This window comes from Acinetobacter sp. 2JN-4 (assembly GCF_003687745.1).
Taxonomy (GTDB): Bacteria; Pseudomonadota; Gammaproteobacteria; order Pseudomonadales; family Moraxellaceae; genus Acinetobacter; species Acinetobacter halotolerans.
The window spans coordinates 438,684-455,833 of the sequence record NZ_RDNY01000001.1; the positions used below are offsets into that span (position 1 = coordinate 438,684).

16 protein-coding genes are annotated in these 17,150 nt (G+C 40.4%); 8 read left to right on the forward strand and 8 right to left on the reverse strand.

The window, feature by feature from the left end; translation table 11 throughout:
• Positions 1–126 precede the first annotated feature (126 nt).
• Both EAH57_RS02160 and EAH57_RS02165 read left to right on the forward strand, forming a co-directional pair.
• On the forward strand, positions 127–1,566 hold the full coding sequence (locus EAH57_RS02160; RefSeq protein WP_121928645.1) for an opacity family porin: 1,440 nt from the start codon (positions 127–129) through the stop codon (positions 1,564–1,566).
• Between the two features lie 224 nt (positions 1,567–1,790).
• Positions 1,791–3,020 (forward strand): OmpP1/FadL family transporter, encoded by a 1,230-nt coding sequence (locus EAH57_RS02165; RefSeq protein WP_121928646.1) that lies wholly within the window; start codon positions 1,791–1,793, stop codon positions 3,018–3,020.
• A gap of 78 nt (positions 3,021–3,098) precedes the next feature.
• On the opposite strand, the gene thrH is transcribed toward EAH57_RS02165, so the two are convergent.
• Positions 3,099–3,716: a bifunctional phosphoserine phosphatase/homoserine phosphotransferase ThrH gene (gene thrH, locus EAH57_RS02170; RefSeq protein WP_121928647.1), complete on the reverse strand. Its 618-nt coding sequence runs from the start codon at positions 3,714–3,716 to the stop codon at positions 3,099–3,101.
• A 173-nt stretch (positions 3,717–3,889) separates the two neighbouring features.
• On the opposite strand from thrH, the gene EAH57_RS02175 reads away from it, so the two are divergent.
• Positions 3,890–4,621, forward strand: a complete 732-nt coding sequence (locus EAH57_RS02175) for a phosphoadenylyl-sulfate reductase (RefSeq protein ID WP_004669347.1) — start codon at positions 3,890–3,892, stop codon at positions 4,619–4,621.
• A 224-nt stretch (positions 4,622–4,845) separates the two neighbouring features.
• Positions 4,846–6,231, forward strand: coding sequence for a WS/DGAT/MGAT family O-acyltransferase (locus EAH57_RS02180; RefSeq protein WP_005195460.1), 1,386 nt, complete (start codon positions 4,846–4,848; stop codon positions 6,229–6,231).
• A gap of 34 nt (positions 6,232–6,265) precedes the next feature.
• Here the strand turns inward: EAH57_RS02180 and EAH57_RS02185 are convergent, their stop codons facing one another.
• The 6 genes from EAH57_RS02185 to EAH57_RS02210 form a co-directional block, all read right to left on the reverse strand.
• A complete protein-coding gene (locus EAH57_RS02185) occupies positions 6,266–6,439 on the reverse strand; it encodes a PA1571 family protein (RefSeq protein WP_005195458.1) in 174 nt (57 codons plus the stop codon).
• A gap of 134 nt (positions 6,440–6,573) precedes the next feature.
• The gene (rng, locus tag EAH57_RS02190) at positions 6,574–8,028 is read right to left on the reverse strand and encodes a ribonuclease G (RefSeq protein ID WP_004669353.1); all 1,455 of its coding nucleotides are present in this window, start codon (positions 8,026–8,028) and stop codon (positions 6,574–6,576) included.
• 42 nt (positions 8,029–8,070) lie between these two features.
• Entirely contained in the window at positions 8,071–8,637 is a 567-nt protein-coding gene (locus EAH57_RS02195; protein ID WP_121928648.1) for a Maf family nucleotide pyrophosphatase, read from the reverse strand.
• A complete protein-coding gene (gene mreD / locus EAH57_RS02200) occupies positions 8,625–9,119 on the reverse strand; it encodes a rod shape-determining protein MreD (protein WP_121928649.1) in 495 nt (164 codons plus the stop codon). Before mreD ends, EAH57_RS02195 begins: the two co-directional genes overlap by 13 nt.
• A complete protein-coding gene (gene mreC / locus EAH57_RS02205; RefSeq protein WP_121928650.1) occupies positions 9,106–9,963 on the reverse strand; it encodes a rod shape-determining protein MreC in 858 nt (285 codons plus the stop codon). The genes mreD and mreC overlap by 14 nt, the downstream gene beginning before the upstream one ends.
• A 17-nt stretch (positions 9,964–9,980) precedes the next feature.
• Positions 9,981–11,027: a rod shape-determining protein gene (locus tag EAH57_RS02210; protein WP_121928651.1), complete on the reverse strand. Its 1,047-nt coding sequence runs from the start codon at positions 11,025–11,027 to the stop codon at positions 9,981–9,983.
• A gap of 133 nt (positions 11,028–11,160) precedes the next feature.
• Here EAH57_RS02210 and gatC point away from each other — a divergent pair, with 133 nt between their 5' ends.
• The 4 genes from gatC (at position 11,161) to EAH57_RS02230 (ending at position 15,085) form a co-directional block, all read left to right on the forward strand.
• The gene (gene gatC, locus EAH57_RS02215) at positions 11,161–11,478 is read left to right on the forward strand and encodes an Asp-tRNA(Asn)/Glu-tRNA(Gln) amidotransferase subunit GatC (RefSeq protein ID WP_004669364.1); all 318 of its coding nucleotides are present in this window, start codon (positions 11,161–11,163) and stop codon (positions 11,476–11,478) included.
• 53 nt (positions 11,479–11,531) lie between these two features.
• The gene (gatA, locus tag EAH57_RS02220) at positions 11,532–13,010 is read left to right on the forward strand and encodes an Asp-tRNA(Asn)/Glu-tRNA(Gln) amidotransferase subunit GatA (RefSeq protein WP_121928652.1); all 1,479 of its coding nucleotides are present in this window, start codon (positions 11,532–11,534) and stop codon (positions 13,008–13,010) included.
• Positions 13,010–14,494, forward strand: coding sequence for an Asp-tRNA(Asn)/Glu-tRNA(Gln) amidotransferase subunit GatB (gene gatB, locus EAH57_RS02225; protein WP_121928653.1), 1,485 nt, complete (start codon positions 13,010–13,012; stop codon positions 14,492–14,494). The genes gatA and gatB overlap by 1 nt, the downstream gene beginning before the upstream one ends.
• 123 nt (positions 14,495–14,617) lie before the next feature.
• Positions 14,618–15,085 (forward strand): hypothetical protein, encoded by a 468-nt coding sequence (locus EAH57_RS02230; protein ID WP_121928654.1) that lies wholly within the window; start codon positions 14,618–14,620, stop codon positions 15,083–15,085.
• Positions 15,086–15,179: 94 nt separating this feature from the next.
• Here EAH57_RS02230 and EAH57_RS02235 read toward each other — a convergent pair whose 3' ends face one another.
• Entirely contained in the window at positions 15,180–17,039 is a 1,860-nt protein-coding gene (locus EAH57_RS02235; RefSeq protein WP_121928655.1) for an ATP-binding protein, read from the reverse strand.
• Positions 17,040–17,150 lie beyond the last annotated feature (111 nt).

The window sequence follows — 17,150 nt, forward strand, 5'->3', positions numbered from 1 at the left end:
CTCTTATTTTAATTATGGTATTTTTGTTACATGAAGTTATAGCCAATCACAATAGACAACTGTTTTGTTGTTAATTCATAGCTTCTCAACACTTAAGAATCTTAAAAGTTCAAGGAAAGATTTAAAATGAAATTAAAACACCTTAGCACTGCAATGATCTTAGCAACGTTACCTGCAACTGGAGTTTTTGCAGCGGCGTTAGACCGTTCAGGTCAGTCTATGTCTGCTTTTTTACAGCCAGGCAACTACTTTGAAGCTGGAATTTCAGTTTTGGACCCAACAGTAGAAGGACAAGAAGCTGGTGGAACTGCAACAACACGAAAAATCGATGACATGGCGGGAGATTATTTTTTCCCAAGCGCTGCCCTAAAACTTCAACTCACTGACAAATTTTCATTTGGTTTACTCTACGATCAACCATTCGGCGCAGATGCAAAATACACTGGGGATAATGTATTTGTATCCAATCCAAATGATGGCGTATTATCAGCAAAATCTATTGATGGTATTGTTACAAAAAGAGCAATTGATGCTTTAGAAGCACAAGGTATACCAGTAAATGAACAATCAATTGCTCAGGCAAAAGCCCAAGTACAAAGCAGTCCTGAATTTCAACAACTTGCAGGTGCTTTGAATGCAGCTAAAGGCTATCTTGGTTCCAGCACAGACAGTAATAATACCGAAGTAAAAGTTGATACTCAAAACCTATCCATGGTCTTTGGCTTCCAACCAAATCAAAGCTTTAATTTTTATGCAGGCCCTGTGCTACAAACCGTTAAAGGTCATGTCAATCTGCGTGGTGAAGCATATAGTGTTTATAACGGCTATGATGCAAATATCAAAGAAACCACTGGTGTGGGTTGGTTAGCGGGTGCTGCATATCAAATTCCTGAAATTGCGTTAAAAGCATCGATCACCTACCGATCAGAAATCGACCATGATGTAAAAATCAAAGAAGATATGGCATTATTAGGTTTCCCTGCATTAGGTGGCATCCTTGCTGGTTTAGGGCTTGATGCTTCACAACTCGCTGCTTTAAGCGCTGACAACAAAACTAAAATTACTACACCACAATCAGTTAACCTTGATTTCCAAACTGGGATCATGGCGAACACTGTCGCATTTGCTAATGTACGTTGGGTGAACTGGAAAGACTTTTCAATTCAACCTGATAAATTTGGTAAGTTATCAAAACTCGTTGGTCCAATCATTGGACGTCCAGACGGTTTCAATCTTGTTGAATATGCTGATGACCAATGGTCAGTCAACGCAGGTGTTGGTCGTAAACTCAGCGAACAATGGGCTGGTAATGTTTCTGTAGGTTGGGACTCAGGCGCAGGCAACCCAATTACGACTTTAGGTCCTACAGAAGGCTACTGGAATGTGGGTTTAGGTGTTCAATATAGCCCTACTCCAGCGACCTTTATTGCAGGTGGTGTGAAGTACTTCTGGTTAGGCGATGCTAAAGCTCAAACTGGCGCTCAAGCAGGTACTAATGAATACGTTGCGAAGTTTGAAGACAATAACGCTCTAGCTTACGGCTTAAAAATCGGTTACCGCTTCTAATCTATATCAAGATAAAAAGACCGTCATACGACGGTCTTTTTTTACTCATAATTTACCGTTAAATAAAAAAATTAGAGTGAATAATCTATAAGCCCATATAACTCAACACCTTTCCATGACTTTAGCAGTTCATTTATTGACATTTGTAAAATATTTAGGCTTACCAAAATTATGTTACTTTCCGCGGCATTCTTGTTACACCGTGATATGAGAGAAAAATATCAATGAAGCTGCATGCCATTCAAAAAGCTGTATTACTCAGTTTACTACCAACGACCTCAGCCTTTGCTGCTGCATTAGATCGTTCGGGTCAGTCAATCGCTGCATTTTTACAGCCAGACAACTATTTTGAAGCGGGTATTACCTTTCTGAGCGCAGATGTTTCAGGAAAAGATACTTCACAAAATAATACAGGGGACATGGCAAACCAGTATTACTCACCAAGTGCCGCATTAAAAATTCAAGCAACTGAGCATTTTTCTATTGGTCTACTCTATGATCATCCTTATGGTGCTGATGCTGAATATCACGGTCAAAACAATTTTGTCGAAAATCGACCAGTACCTTTTAACGGCAGAACATCAGTTACGGTAAGCACCGAAAATTTAAATTTAATCTTTGGTTATCAGCCAAATCAAAACTGGAACGTTTATGCAGGTGCGGTTTATCAAACCTTAGACAGTACTGTGTTATTACGTGGCACTAGCTATAGCGCATACAATGGCTATGACTTTAAAACAGGTAAAGATGCAGCAGTGGGCTGGTTAGCGGGTGTCGCTTATCAAATTCCTGAAATCGCCCTTAAAGCATCCCTAACCTACCGTGCCAAGATCAAGCACGAAATGAATGCTTATGAAAAACATGGCGTAGCAGGTATGACTGGCAATGCTGGTTTTGATGCTATTTTAAATCAAATTAATCATTCAGAAGGTACAACTGAGATTACCACCCCACAGTCGATCAATCTCGATTTACAAACAGGGATCATGGAAAATACCGTTGCCTTTGCTAACATACGTTGGGTCAACTGGAAAGACTTTGCTATTCGTCCTTATAAGTTTGGTGCTGCATCCGTACTCGCTCCTGTTGTGAGTAGCACTGGCAAAAAAGAAGGTTTCGATCTCGTCGCTTATACCGATGATCAATATTCGGTTACTGCGGGTGTAGGACGTAAACTGAATGATCAATGGGCAGGTAATCTATCTGTCGGTTGGGACTCTGGTGCAGGTAATCCAGTCACCACACTTGGACCAACAGAAGGATACTGGAATGTTGGTGTCGGGGTTCAATACAGCCCTGCTCCAAATTACTTCATTGCTGGCGGTGTGAAATATTTCTGGTTAGGTGATGCCAAAGCACAATCTGGTTCTCAGTTTGATACGCCTAATTATATCGCCGAGTTTAACAATAACGATGCGATCGCTTACGGTATGAAAATTGGTTATAAGTTCTAATTGCATTTGATAAAATAAAAGGCGCTTTATGCGCCTTTTATTTTATACATTTTTCACACGATGGTGAAAAAACACATATTATTCTGGAATATTACGTTGCGATACAGAGCGAATCGCTTGCTTCAATGCTTCATAGCCATGAAGTGGTGGAAATTGTGGAAACTCAGCAATGACATTATCTGGCGCATCAAATAAGAAACCATGATCTGCTTCACCAAGCATCGTTGTATCATTATAAGAGTCGCCCGCTGCGATTACACGAAAATTCAAACCATGTAATGCTTTGACTGCTTGACGCTTTTGATCAGGTTGACGCAGTTTATACGCGGTAATCATACCATTTTCATCTGTCTCTAACTTATGACAGAAAATAGTTGGCCAACCGAGTTGCTTCATCAACGGATGTGCAAACTCATAGAAAGTATCAGACAAAATAATCAGTTGAAAATGAGTACTCACCCAATCAACAAACTCCTTTGCTCCTTCAAAAGGCCCCATATCAGCAATCACAGCCTGAATATCGTTTAAACCCAGACCATGTTGTTTTAAGATATTTAGACGTTGCGTCATCAGCACATCATAGTCTGGAATATCACGCGTGGTCGCTTCGAGTTCTTTAATCCCTGTTTTTTTTGCAAAATTAATCCAGATTTCTGGAACTAAAACCCCTTCAAGATCTAGGCATACGATTTCCATGAATGCGTCCAATGTTGGTTAAAAATTGCTGTATCATACCATTAACATTTTCAATTTTTTGCGCTGTTGTTGAATAAAACGACTTTATTCTGCAAGATTAAAGTTGACGGCAAGCCCTCCGCTTTGCTTAGAATGATTTACAATTATGCCCAAGCCTATCGCCAGGAACATTCATGACTGTTATTCCGACTATTGACCTTGTAGATGCTCTCGCTGCTGACTATGCAGATAAATCACCACGAGAAATTTTAGAACTTGCTTTAAGCCAATCAGGTGAAATCGCTATTTCTTTTTCAGGCGCTGAAGATGTTGTATTGATTGATATCGCATCTCGTATTGGCAAACCCTTCCGTGTATTTAGTTTAGATACCGGGCGCTTGCATGCCGAGACGTATCAGTTCATCGAAACTGTGCGTAAACATTACAAGATCAATATCGAAATTTGCTTTCCTGAATCAGCAGCAGTTCAGCAACTTGTAGATGAAAAAGGCTTATTTAGCTTTTTTGAAGATGGTCATCAGGAGTGTTGTGGCGTCCGTAAAGTACAGCCTTTACGTAAAAAGTTAGCAACTTTAGACGGCTGGATTACAGGTCAGCGTAAGGATCAAAGCCCAACGCGAAGTGACGTTCCAGTGGTTCAAGCCGATGTTGGTTTTTCAGGTGAAGGTAAGCAATTGATTAAATACAATCCACTTGCGAACTGGAGCAGTGCGGATGTATGGAGTTATATCCGTATGATGGAAATCCCATACAATCCATTGCATGAGCGTGGTTTTATTTCGATTGGTTGTGAGCCATGTACGCGTGCCGTACTTCCAAATCAGCATGAGCGAGAAGGACGCTGGTGGTGGGAAGAAGCCACACACAAAGAATGCGGCTTGCATGCTGGCAATCTCAAAAAATAATCAATTACAGATTTGGTATATTAAAACCACTGATTAATCAGTGGTTTTATTTTTTATGACTGCCGTGTACAAAGTCATATTTTAACCAGAACAAACCGTATATACTCGACAGAACGGTTCAATAATTCTAATAAGAGTTATAGGGTCTGTTGACACTTCATGGTTGAAATATCAGCAAACCCTACGAGTATCTTATAAAAAATGCGACGAGAGGCTAATCTGCTATGCGCCCATTACACCCAATCGACTTCATTTTTCTTTCATTAGAAAAAAGACAACAACCTATGCATGTAGGTGGCTTGTTTTTATTCGAACTTCCTAAGAATGCTTCGCCGACTTTCGTGCATGACTTAGTGGAAGAAATTCGCCAATCAAAAAGCATTCCAGTCCCTCCATTTAATAACCAACTTAATGGTTTATTTTGGGGTGAAGACAATGAATTCGACCTAGATCATCATTTCAGTCATATTGCACTACCGAATCCCGGACGTATTCGCGAATTGCTGGTCTATATTTCACAGCAGCATAGTTCACTAATTGATCGTGCCAAGCCACTATGGACCTGTGACATTATTGAAGGCATTGAAGGCAATCGCTTTGCCATGTACTTCAAAATCCACCATGCGATGGTTGATGGCGTTGCGGGTATGCGCTTGATTGAAAAATCACTATCTAAAGATCCAAACGAAAAACACGTTGTGCCTTTATGGTGTGTTGAAGGAACGCGCGGTAAACGTTTAAAAGTACCAAAACCACCAACAGTCAGCAAAATCAAAGGGTTTATAGATGGGATTAAATCTCAGCTTGAAGTCACCCCTAAAGTCATGCAAGAGTTGTCTCAAACCATATTTAAAGAAATGGGGAAAAACCCAGACTACGTTTCAACCTTTCAAGCACCGCCTTCAATTTTAAACCAGCGTGTCAGTTCTTCTCGTCGTTTCGCAGCACAATCTTTTGAGCTGAATCGCTTGCGCTATATTGCTAAAGTCTTGGGTGTGACCATCAATGATGTAGTACTTACCGTGTGCTCAGGTGCATTGCGTGAATATTTAATTAGCCAAAATAGTCTGCCGAAAAAACCGCTCATTGCGATGGTTCCTGCCTCATTACGCACAGATGATTCAGACGTCAGTAACCGTATCACCATGATTTTGGCAAATCTTGCGACGCACATTGAAAATCCGATTGAACGTTTAGAAATTATTCGTCGTAGCGTACAAAACTCTAAACAACGTTTTAGCCGTATGACTGCAAATGAGATTTTGAACTATAGTGCTGTTGTGTATGGACCAGCAGGTCTAAATATCGTTTCAGGCATGCTGCCTAAACGCCAAGCATTTAACCTTGTGATTTCGAATGTACCCGGTCCACGTGAGCCTTTATATTGGAATGGGGCAAGACTAGATGCTTTGTACCCTGCTTCAATCGTTATGGATGGTCAAGCGCTGAATATCACTTTGACCAGTTATCTCGATAAACTTGAGGTTGGACTGATTGCATGTCGCAATGCATTACCTAAAATGCAAAATCTACTGACTCATTTAGAAGAAGAAATTCAACGTTTTGAACAAAAGATTCAAGAGTTCGAAAAGCAAAAAATTGCGAATTAACTTTCAGAAAAAACTAAGGGGCTTTCATAGCCCCTTAGTTTTTAATTGCGCGACACCGTTGTAGCAGTTGATGGCAAGCAGAGCGGATCATAGCTGTGGTAATCGGAACTTCTTTACCTTGGCTATCGACCATGTAACATGTATTTACAGGGGTGCTGTCCAAAACATGCTTAAAACCGTGACTCACTAATCTTTTACTAACATTCATATTATATACCTCATTATATTTGCTAAGGCACTGAAAAATGCCTATGGCTAATCTTATGGTTCTAGTATTTAAAATTCATGATAGAAAGTAAAATTTCAGTTGTAACAAGGATTAAGCGAAATCTTGTTACAACTTTAGCTTAAAATGATATCGTATTGCTCTTGCGTATATAGATTTTCAACTTGGAATTTTATGACGCGGTTCACAAAATGCTCTAAATCCGCCACGGCTGGGGCTTCTGCTGTTAAGAGCCGATCAATCACCGCTGGATGCGCAACGACAGTAAAGCCACCCTTGGAGTCAAATGCACGGGCATATCGCATGACCTCTCGAAATATTTCGTAACATACTGTCTCTGCTGTTTTCACATATCCTCGTCCCTGACAGGTTGGGCAAGATTCACAAAGCAAATGTTCCAAAGATTCACGCGTACGTTTACGTGTCATTTCAACTAAACCAAGCTCAGAAACTTGAGTAATTTTGGTCTTCGCATGATCACGTTCGAGCATTTTCTCAAACTGACGCATCACCTCTTCACGATGCCCAGCTTCTTGCATATCAATAAAATCAATGATCAGAATGCCACCCAAATTACGCAAGCGGAGTTGCCTACTAATCACTTGCGTGGCTTCCATATTGGTTTTAAAAACCGTATCTTCTAAGCTTCGACCACCAACATAAGAACCTGTATTGACATCGATCGTGGTCATTGCCTCAGTCTGGTCGATCATCAGATAACCACCAGATTTAAGTGCGACGCGCGTTTGCAATGCTTTTTGGATGTCTTCTTCGACGTTATACAAGTCAAATAATGGCTTTTCCCCCGGATAGTGAATCAGGCGGTTTTTGATCATCGGTACAAATTCATCGACAAACTCACTAAGTTTGGCATGGATTTCACGTGAATCGACATAGATTTTAGCGGTTTCACCACTTGCAAGATCACGAACAATTCGCTGTGGAAGTGGCAATTCTTCGAAAATGATTTCAGGGGTCGCAACTTCTTTTTGTTTGCGTTGAATATACTCCCAAAGTTTACTTAGATAATTCATATCTTGGGCGATTGCAGCTTCGTCCACACCCTCTGCTGCCGTACGTACAATCACACTACCGGGAAGAAGGTGTTCTTCCTGAATGTGCTCAATGATGCCACGCAGTCGATCTCGTTCTTCCTCAGATTCGATACGCTGGGATACCCCAATATGATTGCCATAAGGCATAAGCACGAGATAACGCGATGGAATAGAAAGATCAGTGCTTAAACGTGCACCTTTGGTCCCCAACATGTCTTTCATGACTTGAACCGTAAGCATTTGCCCCGGATGCAAAAGTTCAAAAACATTTGGGGTTGGCTGTGAACGCGGCCAGACCATATCATTGATATGTAAAAAGGCAGTTCTCGATAAACCGATATCCACAAAAGCCGCCTGCATACCGGGCAATACCCGTACAACTTTGCCTTTGTAAATATTACCGACCAACCCACGTTTTACTGTACGTTCAACAAATAGCTCATTGACCGTACCATTTTCGATTAATGCCACACGACATTCCATCGGTGTGACGTTAATTAGCAACTCTTCAGCCATAACCAACTCAAAACTTTATAAAAATTCTTATATCCGAAAGTATCAGCGAAATGCCTTTATGCTTTCTAATAACTGTGCTGTTTCATGCAAAGGTAAACCAACAACATTGCTATAACTGCCACGAATCTGAGGAATATATTGTGCAGCAATTCCTTGTATCGCATATGCCCCTGCCTTTCCGATCGGCTCACCCGTTGCCCAGTATTTTTCCATTTCTGCATGGCTCAATACTTGTAACTCAACCTGAGTTTTTACTACTGTACTAAGCATCTTAGAGGATTGAGCGACACATAGTCCAGACAACACGTCATGCCAGTGTCCTGAAAGCGCCGACCAAATTTCAAAGGCGTGCTGCTTTGACTCGGGTTTACCTATAATCTTTCCAGCAAAACTCAAATTGGTATCTGCAGCAATCACAACTGCTTCAGGATAACGTGTTAAAACAACTTTGGCTTTGTCTTTCGCCAAACGTTCAACATAGTGTTCGACTGTTTCACCCGCCAATACTGTTTCATCCACCTCTGGACTAAAAACCTGAAAGTCCAAACCGAGTTGCTGTAACAGCTCCTGTCGACGAGGAGAGCTGGATGCTAAAATTATATTCGCCATTTATGTAAACAATAATAAATGACAGGCCATGCAAGTATACCCGTAATGAGCGGTTGCCAATGTCGTGCAATTGAGAAATGTGTACCTGCAATCGTCTGAGCCACCCACAAAAAGGTAATATGTGCAGTAATCGCAATAATCGCAATCACCCATGAATTAGCAAAGGTCAAAATTCGACGTTCACGGATAAAATAGCGTGTCGAAAAACAAATCAGAACAAAGCTCAGTGCATTTAAGCCAAGCGGTGCATCTAACAATAAATCGACAAAGACCCCCATCGCAAATGCGAACCAAATACCACACCAAACGGGCTGATAGAGAATCCAAAATAACGTGATCATCAACATTACCGACGGTCGCCATCCAGATGTATCATAAGCCAATGGATAGACCATCAGTACCGACCCAATCACAATGGAGAGAATAATCATCCAAAGTGGGTCTTTATTGGTTCTGGCATAATTTAATTTAGCGATCGGCATAAGGCTGCTCCTTTGCCAAAGATTCTGAGAACAGAACCACGACATGATGACCACTGGCCAACTGTGCAGTCGGCATGACATCAATTTCAGCAAACTCACCCGAGTTATGACGGCTGACCTTAGACACTGTTCCGACTAAGTAACCTGCTGGAAAATGTTCACCTAAACCAGAACTAAAAACTTTGTCGCCCACTTTAATATTTGCACTGGTTGGCACATATTGCATTTTTAGCTGTCCCAAATCACCAGTACCAGACACAATCGCTCGCATTCCCGTACGCTCTAAACGTACCGATAAGGAATGTTCTTTATCTGAAAGCAACATGATTCGGGCACTATGCGGATAGACATCGATAATTTGCCCCATGATCCCTTTGTCATCTAAAACGGTCTGACCGATTTTAAGATGATCGAGCGCACCACGATTGATAATAATAATATGACGTAGTGGATCTGCATCTGTACCGATTACTTCGGCGATTTGCATACGACCATCGATAATCAATGGGGTATCAAGTAGACCACGCAATCGATTATTTTCAGCAGAAAGTTCTGAAAGTTTTTGCAAGCGAACCTGTGCTTGCAATAACTCAGCTTGCATCGCGGTATTTTCACGGCGCAACTGAGCTTCAGACTTGGTTTGTTGATTCAGCCATTCACGCGACAGTACTGGATAACTTGCCAGCGCATAAATTGGATTATACGCAGCGTACAATACTTCTCTGGCAGGTTGAACCACATGTGGCATGCGCCAATCAAAGAAAAGCACGACCAAACATGTGATGACCGCAATAACAAACGAACGAAAAGAGGGCGGTTTTCTTGAAAAAAGATTCGGTTGCACCGCCTATTCCTTATGAATTAACCAACAAACAGCATGTCATGGTTTGGATTGTCAAAGAACTCTAATACTTTACCTGCACCACGCGTAACACAGGTCAGCGGTTCTTCTGCCACAACGACAGGTAAGCCTGTTTCTTGCGCGATCAATTTATCGAGATTACGGAGTAATGCACCACCACCAGTCAGTACGATCCCACGCTCTGCAATATCAGATGAGAGTTCAGGCGGTGTTTGTTCAAGTGCTGATTTCACCGCACTTACAATACTTTGTAATGGATCAGTAATCGCTTGGGTAATTTCATCAGAAGTTACGGTAATGGCACGAGGAACACCTTCAGCCAAGTTACGACCACGCACTTCAATCTCAAGCGTTTTGCCATCTGCATCTGCAATCGCCATACCGACTTCTTTTTTAATGACTTCAGCAGTTGTTTCACCAATCACGCAACCATGCGCTTTACGCACATAATTGATAATTTGCTCATCAAAAACATCACCACCGATACGTAGAGAGTCCGCGTAAACACAACCTTGTAATGAAATAATAGCAATTTCAGTGGTACCACCACCAACATCAACCACCATCGAACCACATGCTTGCTCAACTGGCATACCTGCGCCAATCGCAGCAGCCATTGGCTCTTCGATCAGACGAACTTCACGCGCACCTGCATTAAATACGGCTTCACGAATCGCGCGACGTTCAACCAAAGTTGATTTGCATGGTACGCAGACCACAACTTTTGGATGATTGGGGAACAAGCGTTTTTCATGTACTTTACTGATAAACTGATGCAGCATCGTTTCAGTAACTTCAAAATCAGCAATCACACCATCTTTCATGGGACGAATGGCTGAAATATTCGCTGGGGTACGGCCTAACATTTGTTTAGCATCAAGACCAACAGCAGCAACTATTTTTTGTGAACCACTGTGACGAATCGCCACAACTGTCGGTTCATTTAATATAATGCCACGGCCTGGTGCATAAATAAGTGTATTTGCAGTACCTAAATCTATGGCTAAATCCGGCGAAAACAAGCCAAGTAGTCTTTTTAGAATCACGGGGGCGTTCTCAATTAAACTTTGTGTGAATACAAGGTGGCAACTTTAACTAAATGTGATGATTTGAACAAGTCAATCGCTTATTATAACGCACTATATTTTGAATTTTTTTGATACTGAATTAGGTAAAGTTATGTCTACATCATCTGATGCGTCACAGACAGCGGATCTAAATGCGCAAACTGTATCGCAAATCGCAAATTTGGCTCGCTTATCCCTAAATGACACGCAATCTGCTGAATATGCTCAAAGTTTGAATAAAATCTTAGGTATGATGGAAACATTAAAAGGCATTAACACCGATGATGTTGAACCTTTAAAAAGCCCATTTGATCACCCACAACCCTTACGTACTGACGTTGTGAGTGAAACTAATCACCGTGATGAATACCAAGCGGTCGCTCCTGCGACAGAAGCAGGTTTGTACCTAGTTCCTCGTGTAATTGAATAATTTTTATTCGATTAGTCAATATTTTATATTTAGAATGTAAAGAAATTTTTCATATGACAGATTTACATCGCTTAACAATTCGTGAACTCTCTGAAGGCTTACAACAAGCCCAATTTTCATCACGTGAATTGACTGAACATTATTTAAAACGTATCGCCAAAATTGACACAAAAGTAAAGAGTTATGTGACGGTTACAGCAGAACAAGCTTTGGCTGAAGCGGATGCCGCTGATGCTGCATTAAAAGCTGGCAATGCATCTGTACTTGCAGGTATTCCACTGGCGCATAAAGATATTTTTTGTACCAAAGGCATTAAAACCACTGCTGGTTCAAAAATGCTGGATAACTTCATCTCCCCTTATGATGCAACTGTGGTGGCCAAAGCCAAAGCTGCGGGTCTTGTGACCTTAGGTAAGGTGAATATGGATGAATTCGCCATGGGTTCAACCTCGGAAAGCTCTTACTTTGGTGCAACAGGCAACCCTTGGGCACTTGATCATGTACCGGGTGGTTCATCAGGTGGTTCTGCTGCTGCTGTAGCGGCTGATCTCGCACCGATTGCTACAGGTACGGATACTGGCGGTTCAATCCGTCAACCTGCCTCATTCTGCGGTTTAACAGGCTTAAAACCGACGTATGGTCGTGTTTCTCGCTTCGGTATGATCGCCTATGCCTCATCACTGGATCAGGGCGGTCCAATGGCACGTACTGCCGAAGACTGTGCTTACTTGATGAATGTAATCGCAGGCCATGATGCCAAAGACTCAACCTCTATCAATAAAGAAGTTGATGACTACGTTGCAAACTTGAACGGTACATCGGTCAAAGGCTTACGTATTGGTATTCCAAAGCAATACTTCAACGTCTCTGGTTTAGATGCTGAGGTCAAAGCCCGTGTCGAAGAATCATTGAAAAAACTTGAGGAAATGGGCGCAAGCTTAGTTGAGATTGATCTCAACATGACCGAAGCCTATGTTCCAACTTATTACCTGATCGCTCCTGCGGAAGCTTCATCGAACCTGTCTCGTTTTGATGGCGTACGGTATGGCTACCGCTGTGAAAATCCTGTGGACTTGATGGATTTGTACAAGCGTTCACGTTCAGAAGGTTTTGGTGCAGAAGTACAACGTCGTATCTTGATTGGTACTTATGCCCTTTCTGCTGGTTATTACGATGCATACTATGTCAAAGCACAAAAAGTACGTCGTCTGATCCAACAAGATTTCTTAAAAGCATTTGAAAATGTCGATGTAATCGCTGCGCCATCTGCACCAACCACAGCGTATAAGATCGGTGCGAACCTCAGCCCAACTGAAATGTATTTAGGCGATATTTATACCCTCGCGGTGAACTTGGCAGGTCTTCCAGCCATTAACGCCCCTGTTGGTTTTGATCAAGAAAGCTTGCCTGTCGGCTTACAGTTAATTGGTAACTACTGGTCAGAATCACAATTACTTTCGATTGTGCATCAATATCAACAAAACACAGACTGGCATACCAAGCGTGCTAGCGTTGCTGAGGAGACTGCATAATGACTGAAGCTCAAAAGTTGGCTAAACCAAAATCAAATCTGATTGACGGTTGGGAAGTTGTTATCGGGATCGAGATTCACACGCAGCTTGCAACTAAATCAAAAATCTTCTCAGGTTCATCGACTGAATTTGGTCAAGACCCAAATACACAAGCTAGCCTCGTTGATTTGGCGATGCCGGGTGTATTGCCTGTATTGAATGCAGAAGTGGTTGATCTTGCGATTCGCTTTGGTTTAGGGATTGATGCTTATATCGACCAAGCATCTGTGTTTGCACGTAAGAACTATTTCTACCCTGACTCTCCAAAAGGCTATCAGATCAGCCAAATGGACAATCCAATCGTTGGCTTGGGTCATATTGATATCCAACTTGAAGATGGCACGATCAAGCGCATAGGCGTTACTCGCGCGCATCTTGAAGAAGATGCAGGTAAATCTATCCATGACCAGTTTGAAGGCATGTCAGGAATCGATTTAAACCGTGCAGGTACTCCGTTACTTGAGATCGTATCTGAACCAGATATGCGTTCGGTTGAAGAAGCAGTTGCTTATATCAAATCGATTCACACTTTAGTGCGTTGGTTAGGTATTTCTGATGGCAACATGGCGGAAGGTTCATTCCGTTGTGACTGTAACGTGTCTTTACGTCGTCCTGATCAGCCATTTGGTACACGCTGTGAGTTGAAAAACCTCAATTCATTCCGTTTCATTGAGCAAGCGATCAATGTTGAAATTGAACGCCAAATGGAAATCTTGGAATACGGCGGCAAGATCGACCAAGAAACACGTTTGTTCGATCCAGTGAAAATGGAAACTCGTTCGATGCGTTCGAAAGAAGAAGCGAACGACTATCGCTACTTCCCTGACCCTGACCTGCTTCCTGTCATCATTGCTGATGAGCAGATCGAAACGGCACGTGCTGCCCTTCCAGAATTACCTAAAGCGCGTCGTGCACGTTTCATCGCTGACTTTGGTGTGACTGAATACGATGCACATGTGTTGACGCTGTCACGCGAAATCGCAGACTTCTATGAGGTTGTTGTGGTTGCTGCGGGTGGTGCGAAACAAGGTAAAATTGCGGCTAACTGGGTAATGGGTGAATTTTCAGGTGCTTTAAACAAAGCGGGCCTAGAATTGGCGGATTCTCCTGTTTCTGCGGAGCAATTGGGCGGTATGGTGGCACGTATTGTGGATAACACCATCAGCGGTAAGATTGCGAAGCAAGTGTTTGGCTTTATGTGGGAAGCAGAAGGTAAATCTGCAGATTACATCATTGCTGAGAAAGGCTTGAAGCAAGAAACTGATACGGGTGCGATTGAAGCGATCATCAAAGAAGTACTTGCAGCCAATGAAAAAATGGTTGAGGAATACAAGTCTGGTAAGGAAAAAGCCTTTAACGGTCTTGTCGGTCAAGTGATGAAAGCGTCTAAGGGTAAAGCCAACCCTGCTCAAGTCAATGAATTAATGAAAAAATTGATTGGTTGATTAGTTGGCTAGTCAATTTATTTCATGATATAAAACCTCACTTAATGTGGGGTTTTATAATTTTAATACGATAAAACATCCAAACAATAAATTTTAAATTCAACCAACATGATCGTAAAACTTATGAAAAATAAATTATTACTTAGCGCCTCTTTATTTCTAATCAGCACACCTAATTTTGCACAACAGCCTAAAGTCCCTAAAGCAGATGCTCAAGCTATTTTTAAAGCTGCAGATTTCAAAAGAACCAAATATGGCTGGGAAGGTAATTGTGATACTGGTGAAATTATCATTTATAAAGATTTAAATGGTGACGGTCGTAAAGATGCCGTTATTCAAGATAATAGCAGCATGTGTTATGGCAGAACTGGTGTCGGTTACTATATTGTTTCACAGCAAAAAAATGGTAAATGGAAGCAGTTATTTAGTAATCCGGGCATCCCCACCTTTTTGAAAACCAAAGGAAAAGATGGCTGGCCAGATATTGAAAATGGTGGTCCTGGTTTCTGCTTTGCAGTTTATCGTTGGGATGGTCAAGCCTACGAAGTTAATCGTTATGAATATGAAGGTAAGGCTTGTGAGTTAAGATAAATAAATCAGACTCTCTCAGTTCAATGAGCCAATCAATCAATTGATTAGTTAAACTGATCTAATTTCTAACAGAACCCGCTTTAGAGTGGGTTTTTTAAGAGAATTTTTTCATACTATCTCTTAAAATTTCTAAAAATATATGATTGCGATTTTTTGCATCATTTACGATTGCATCAAAAGACATAATAAACGTTGGTGTTGGTACTAAGTGACCATTTGGTTTTTCTGTTTTAAACTCTTGATAGAAAACTTTACCTTTAGAATATAATGGAGACCAATTTTGCTGACGTAATCCAATTGCCATCTCATCATTCACTTGAATTACAGCATAGAACCAAACTCTTTGGATTTTCGGACAATATTCCACTAGTTTCCTAGCACGTTTCATTAATTGATTAACAGCATATTGATTTTCTTTTTCATCATCAGTTTTCTTCTTGATTTCAACGACCACCACATCTACCACTTCTACGTCTAATGGATCGGCTGAAAAGATCATTGTTATATCTGGACGTCCATTGTCATCTACTTTTTCGTCATCTAAGCGAATAGCATTTATGACCTTTTCCATTCTTTTTTCGCTAAGAATAGTTCTAAACACCATGAACTTATCATCTAAAAGCCAAGCATTATTTTGATAGACATTTGAACAAACTTCATCCCCACAATACTCACTAAATTTTGGCACAATAAGATCATGAATTTCAGATTCTTTATTTTCTTCAGAAAATTCTGCCATTTTATCAATTATTTTTTCACGATATAAAATGTACTCCGTTAAAGTTCTTGATGATAACTCTAAAGCTTTTTGATAATTTCTATCACTCAAATGATCACTTTGTAAAACTTCTTTCTGTTTTTGAAAAAACTTTTGTTGCGCCGTATTAAGAGCAGAATCTTTATCTATAAGACCTATTGTATCCGTCTCAAAAAAACCTAAAAGATGGGGAAACTTAGCTTCAAACTCTTTTTGAGTCTTCTTATTAAGTTCATTAATCTGAGGAATTTTTTCAGATAAAATTTTACCTATTTCACCTCTAAGAATTTGATATAGCTTGGTGTCATCAATATGATCAGGAAAAATTATTTTTTGACGAGCACTATCTGAATGTGAATTAAATAATTCTGACTCGAATAGAAATATACAATGATGATCAGAAGGAAACGAAGAGGGAGGGATTAAATTGTTGATAGGAATTGTTCGTCCATCAATACTGAATGCTACCAATGAAGTACCTTTAGCTTTAGCATCTAAGTTTACATGGTAGTAAATTTTAATATCTGAGTGAAGATCCAATCCATGATCCTCAACAATAACCTCACTCATTCGAGGTAAATCATCTGCAGTTATTATCTCTTCCTGAGAGAAAAACCCTCTATCAAAATTTTTATCTTGTGTATTTAATTTTACAGTAATTCTAAAATCTCTTTTTTGGCCTTTGAACGAAATCAAAGTAGGTAAAAAATGATTTATTATTTCAGACTTTAATACTGAAGGTATTAAGTCATCATAAGATTTGATTTTTTTATTCGAAAAACCAGTAAAAAATAATGTTGTTTTATTTTTTTGATCAACATTTGAAGTTGTTAAAATTGATGCACCATCAAAACCATCTTTAAAAATAAATTCTCTTTGAAATTTATCCCATGTACTAACAATTTCTACTTTGTTGAAGTATTTCAAAAAAACTAAACGACCTAAGCCCTTATGTAGTTCATCACGAGGTTTCAATAGAGTTTTAAATCTAATAAAATTTTCTTCATTAAATCCTGCTCCATTATCTATAATTCTTATACTCAATCTTTCAGCTGATTTGAATAATGGTATATCCACTTCAACGTGGATTTCAGTTGCGTCAGCATCAAAAGCATTAGCCAGTGCTTCAAAGTAAACTAATTGTAATGAGGAATTGTGGAAAAACAATCTAATGGCACTACTTGTTTCGATTTCCATCTACTCCCTCCAAATATTTCAATAGTTAGTCACTCTTTGAAATATCATAACTCAAAAGTATCTTCTATAACCTCTTATGTCTCCATCGGCACGAAGATTTATGTCGCATTC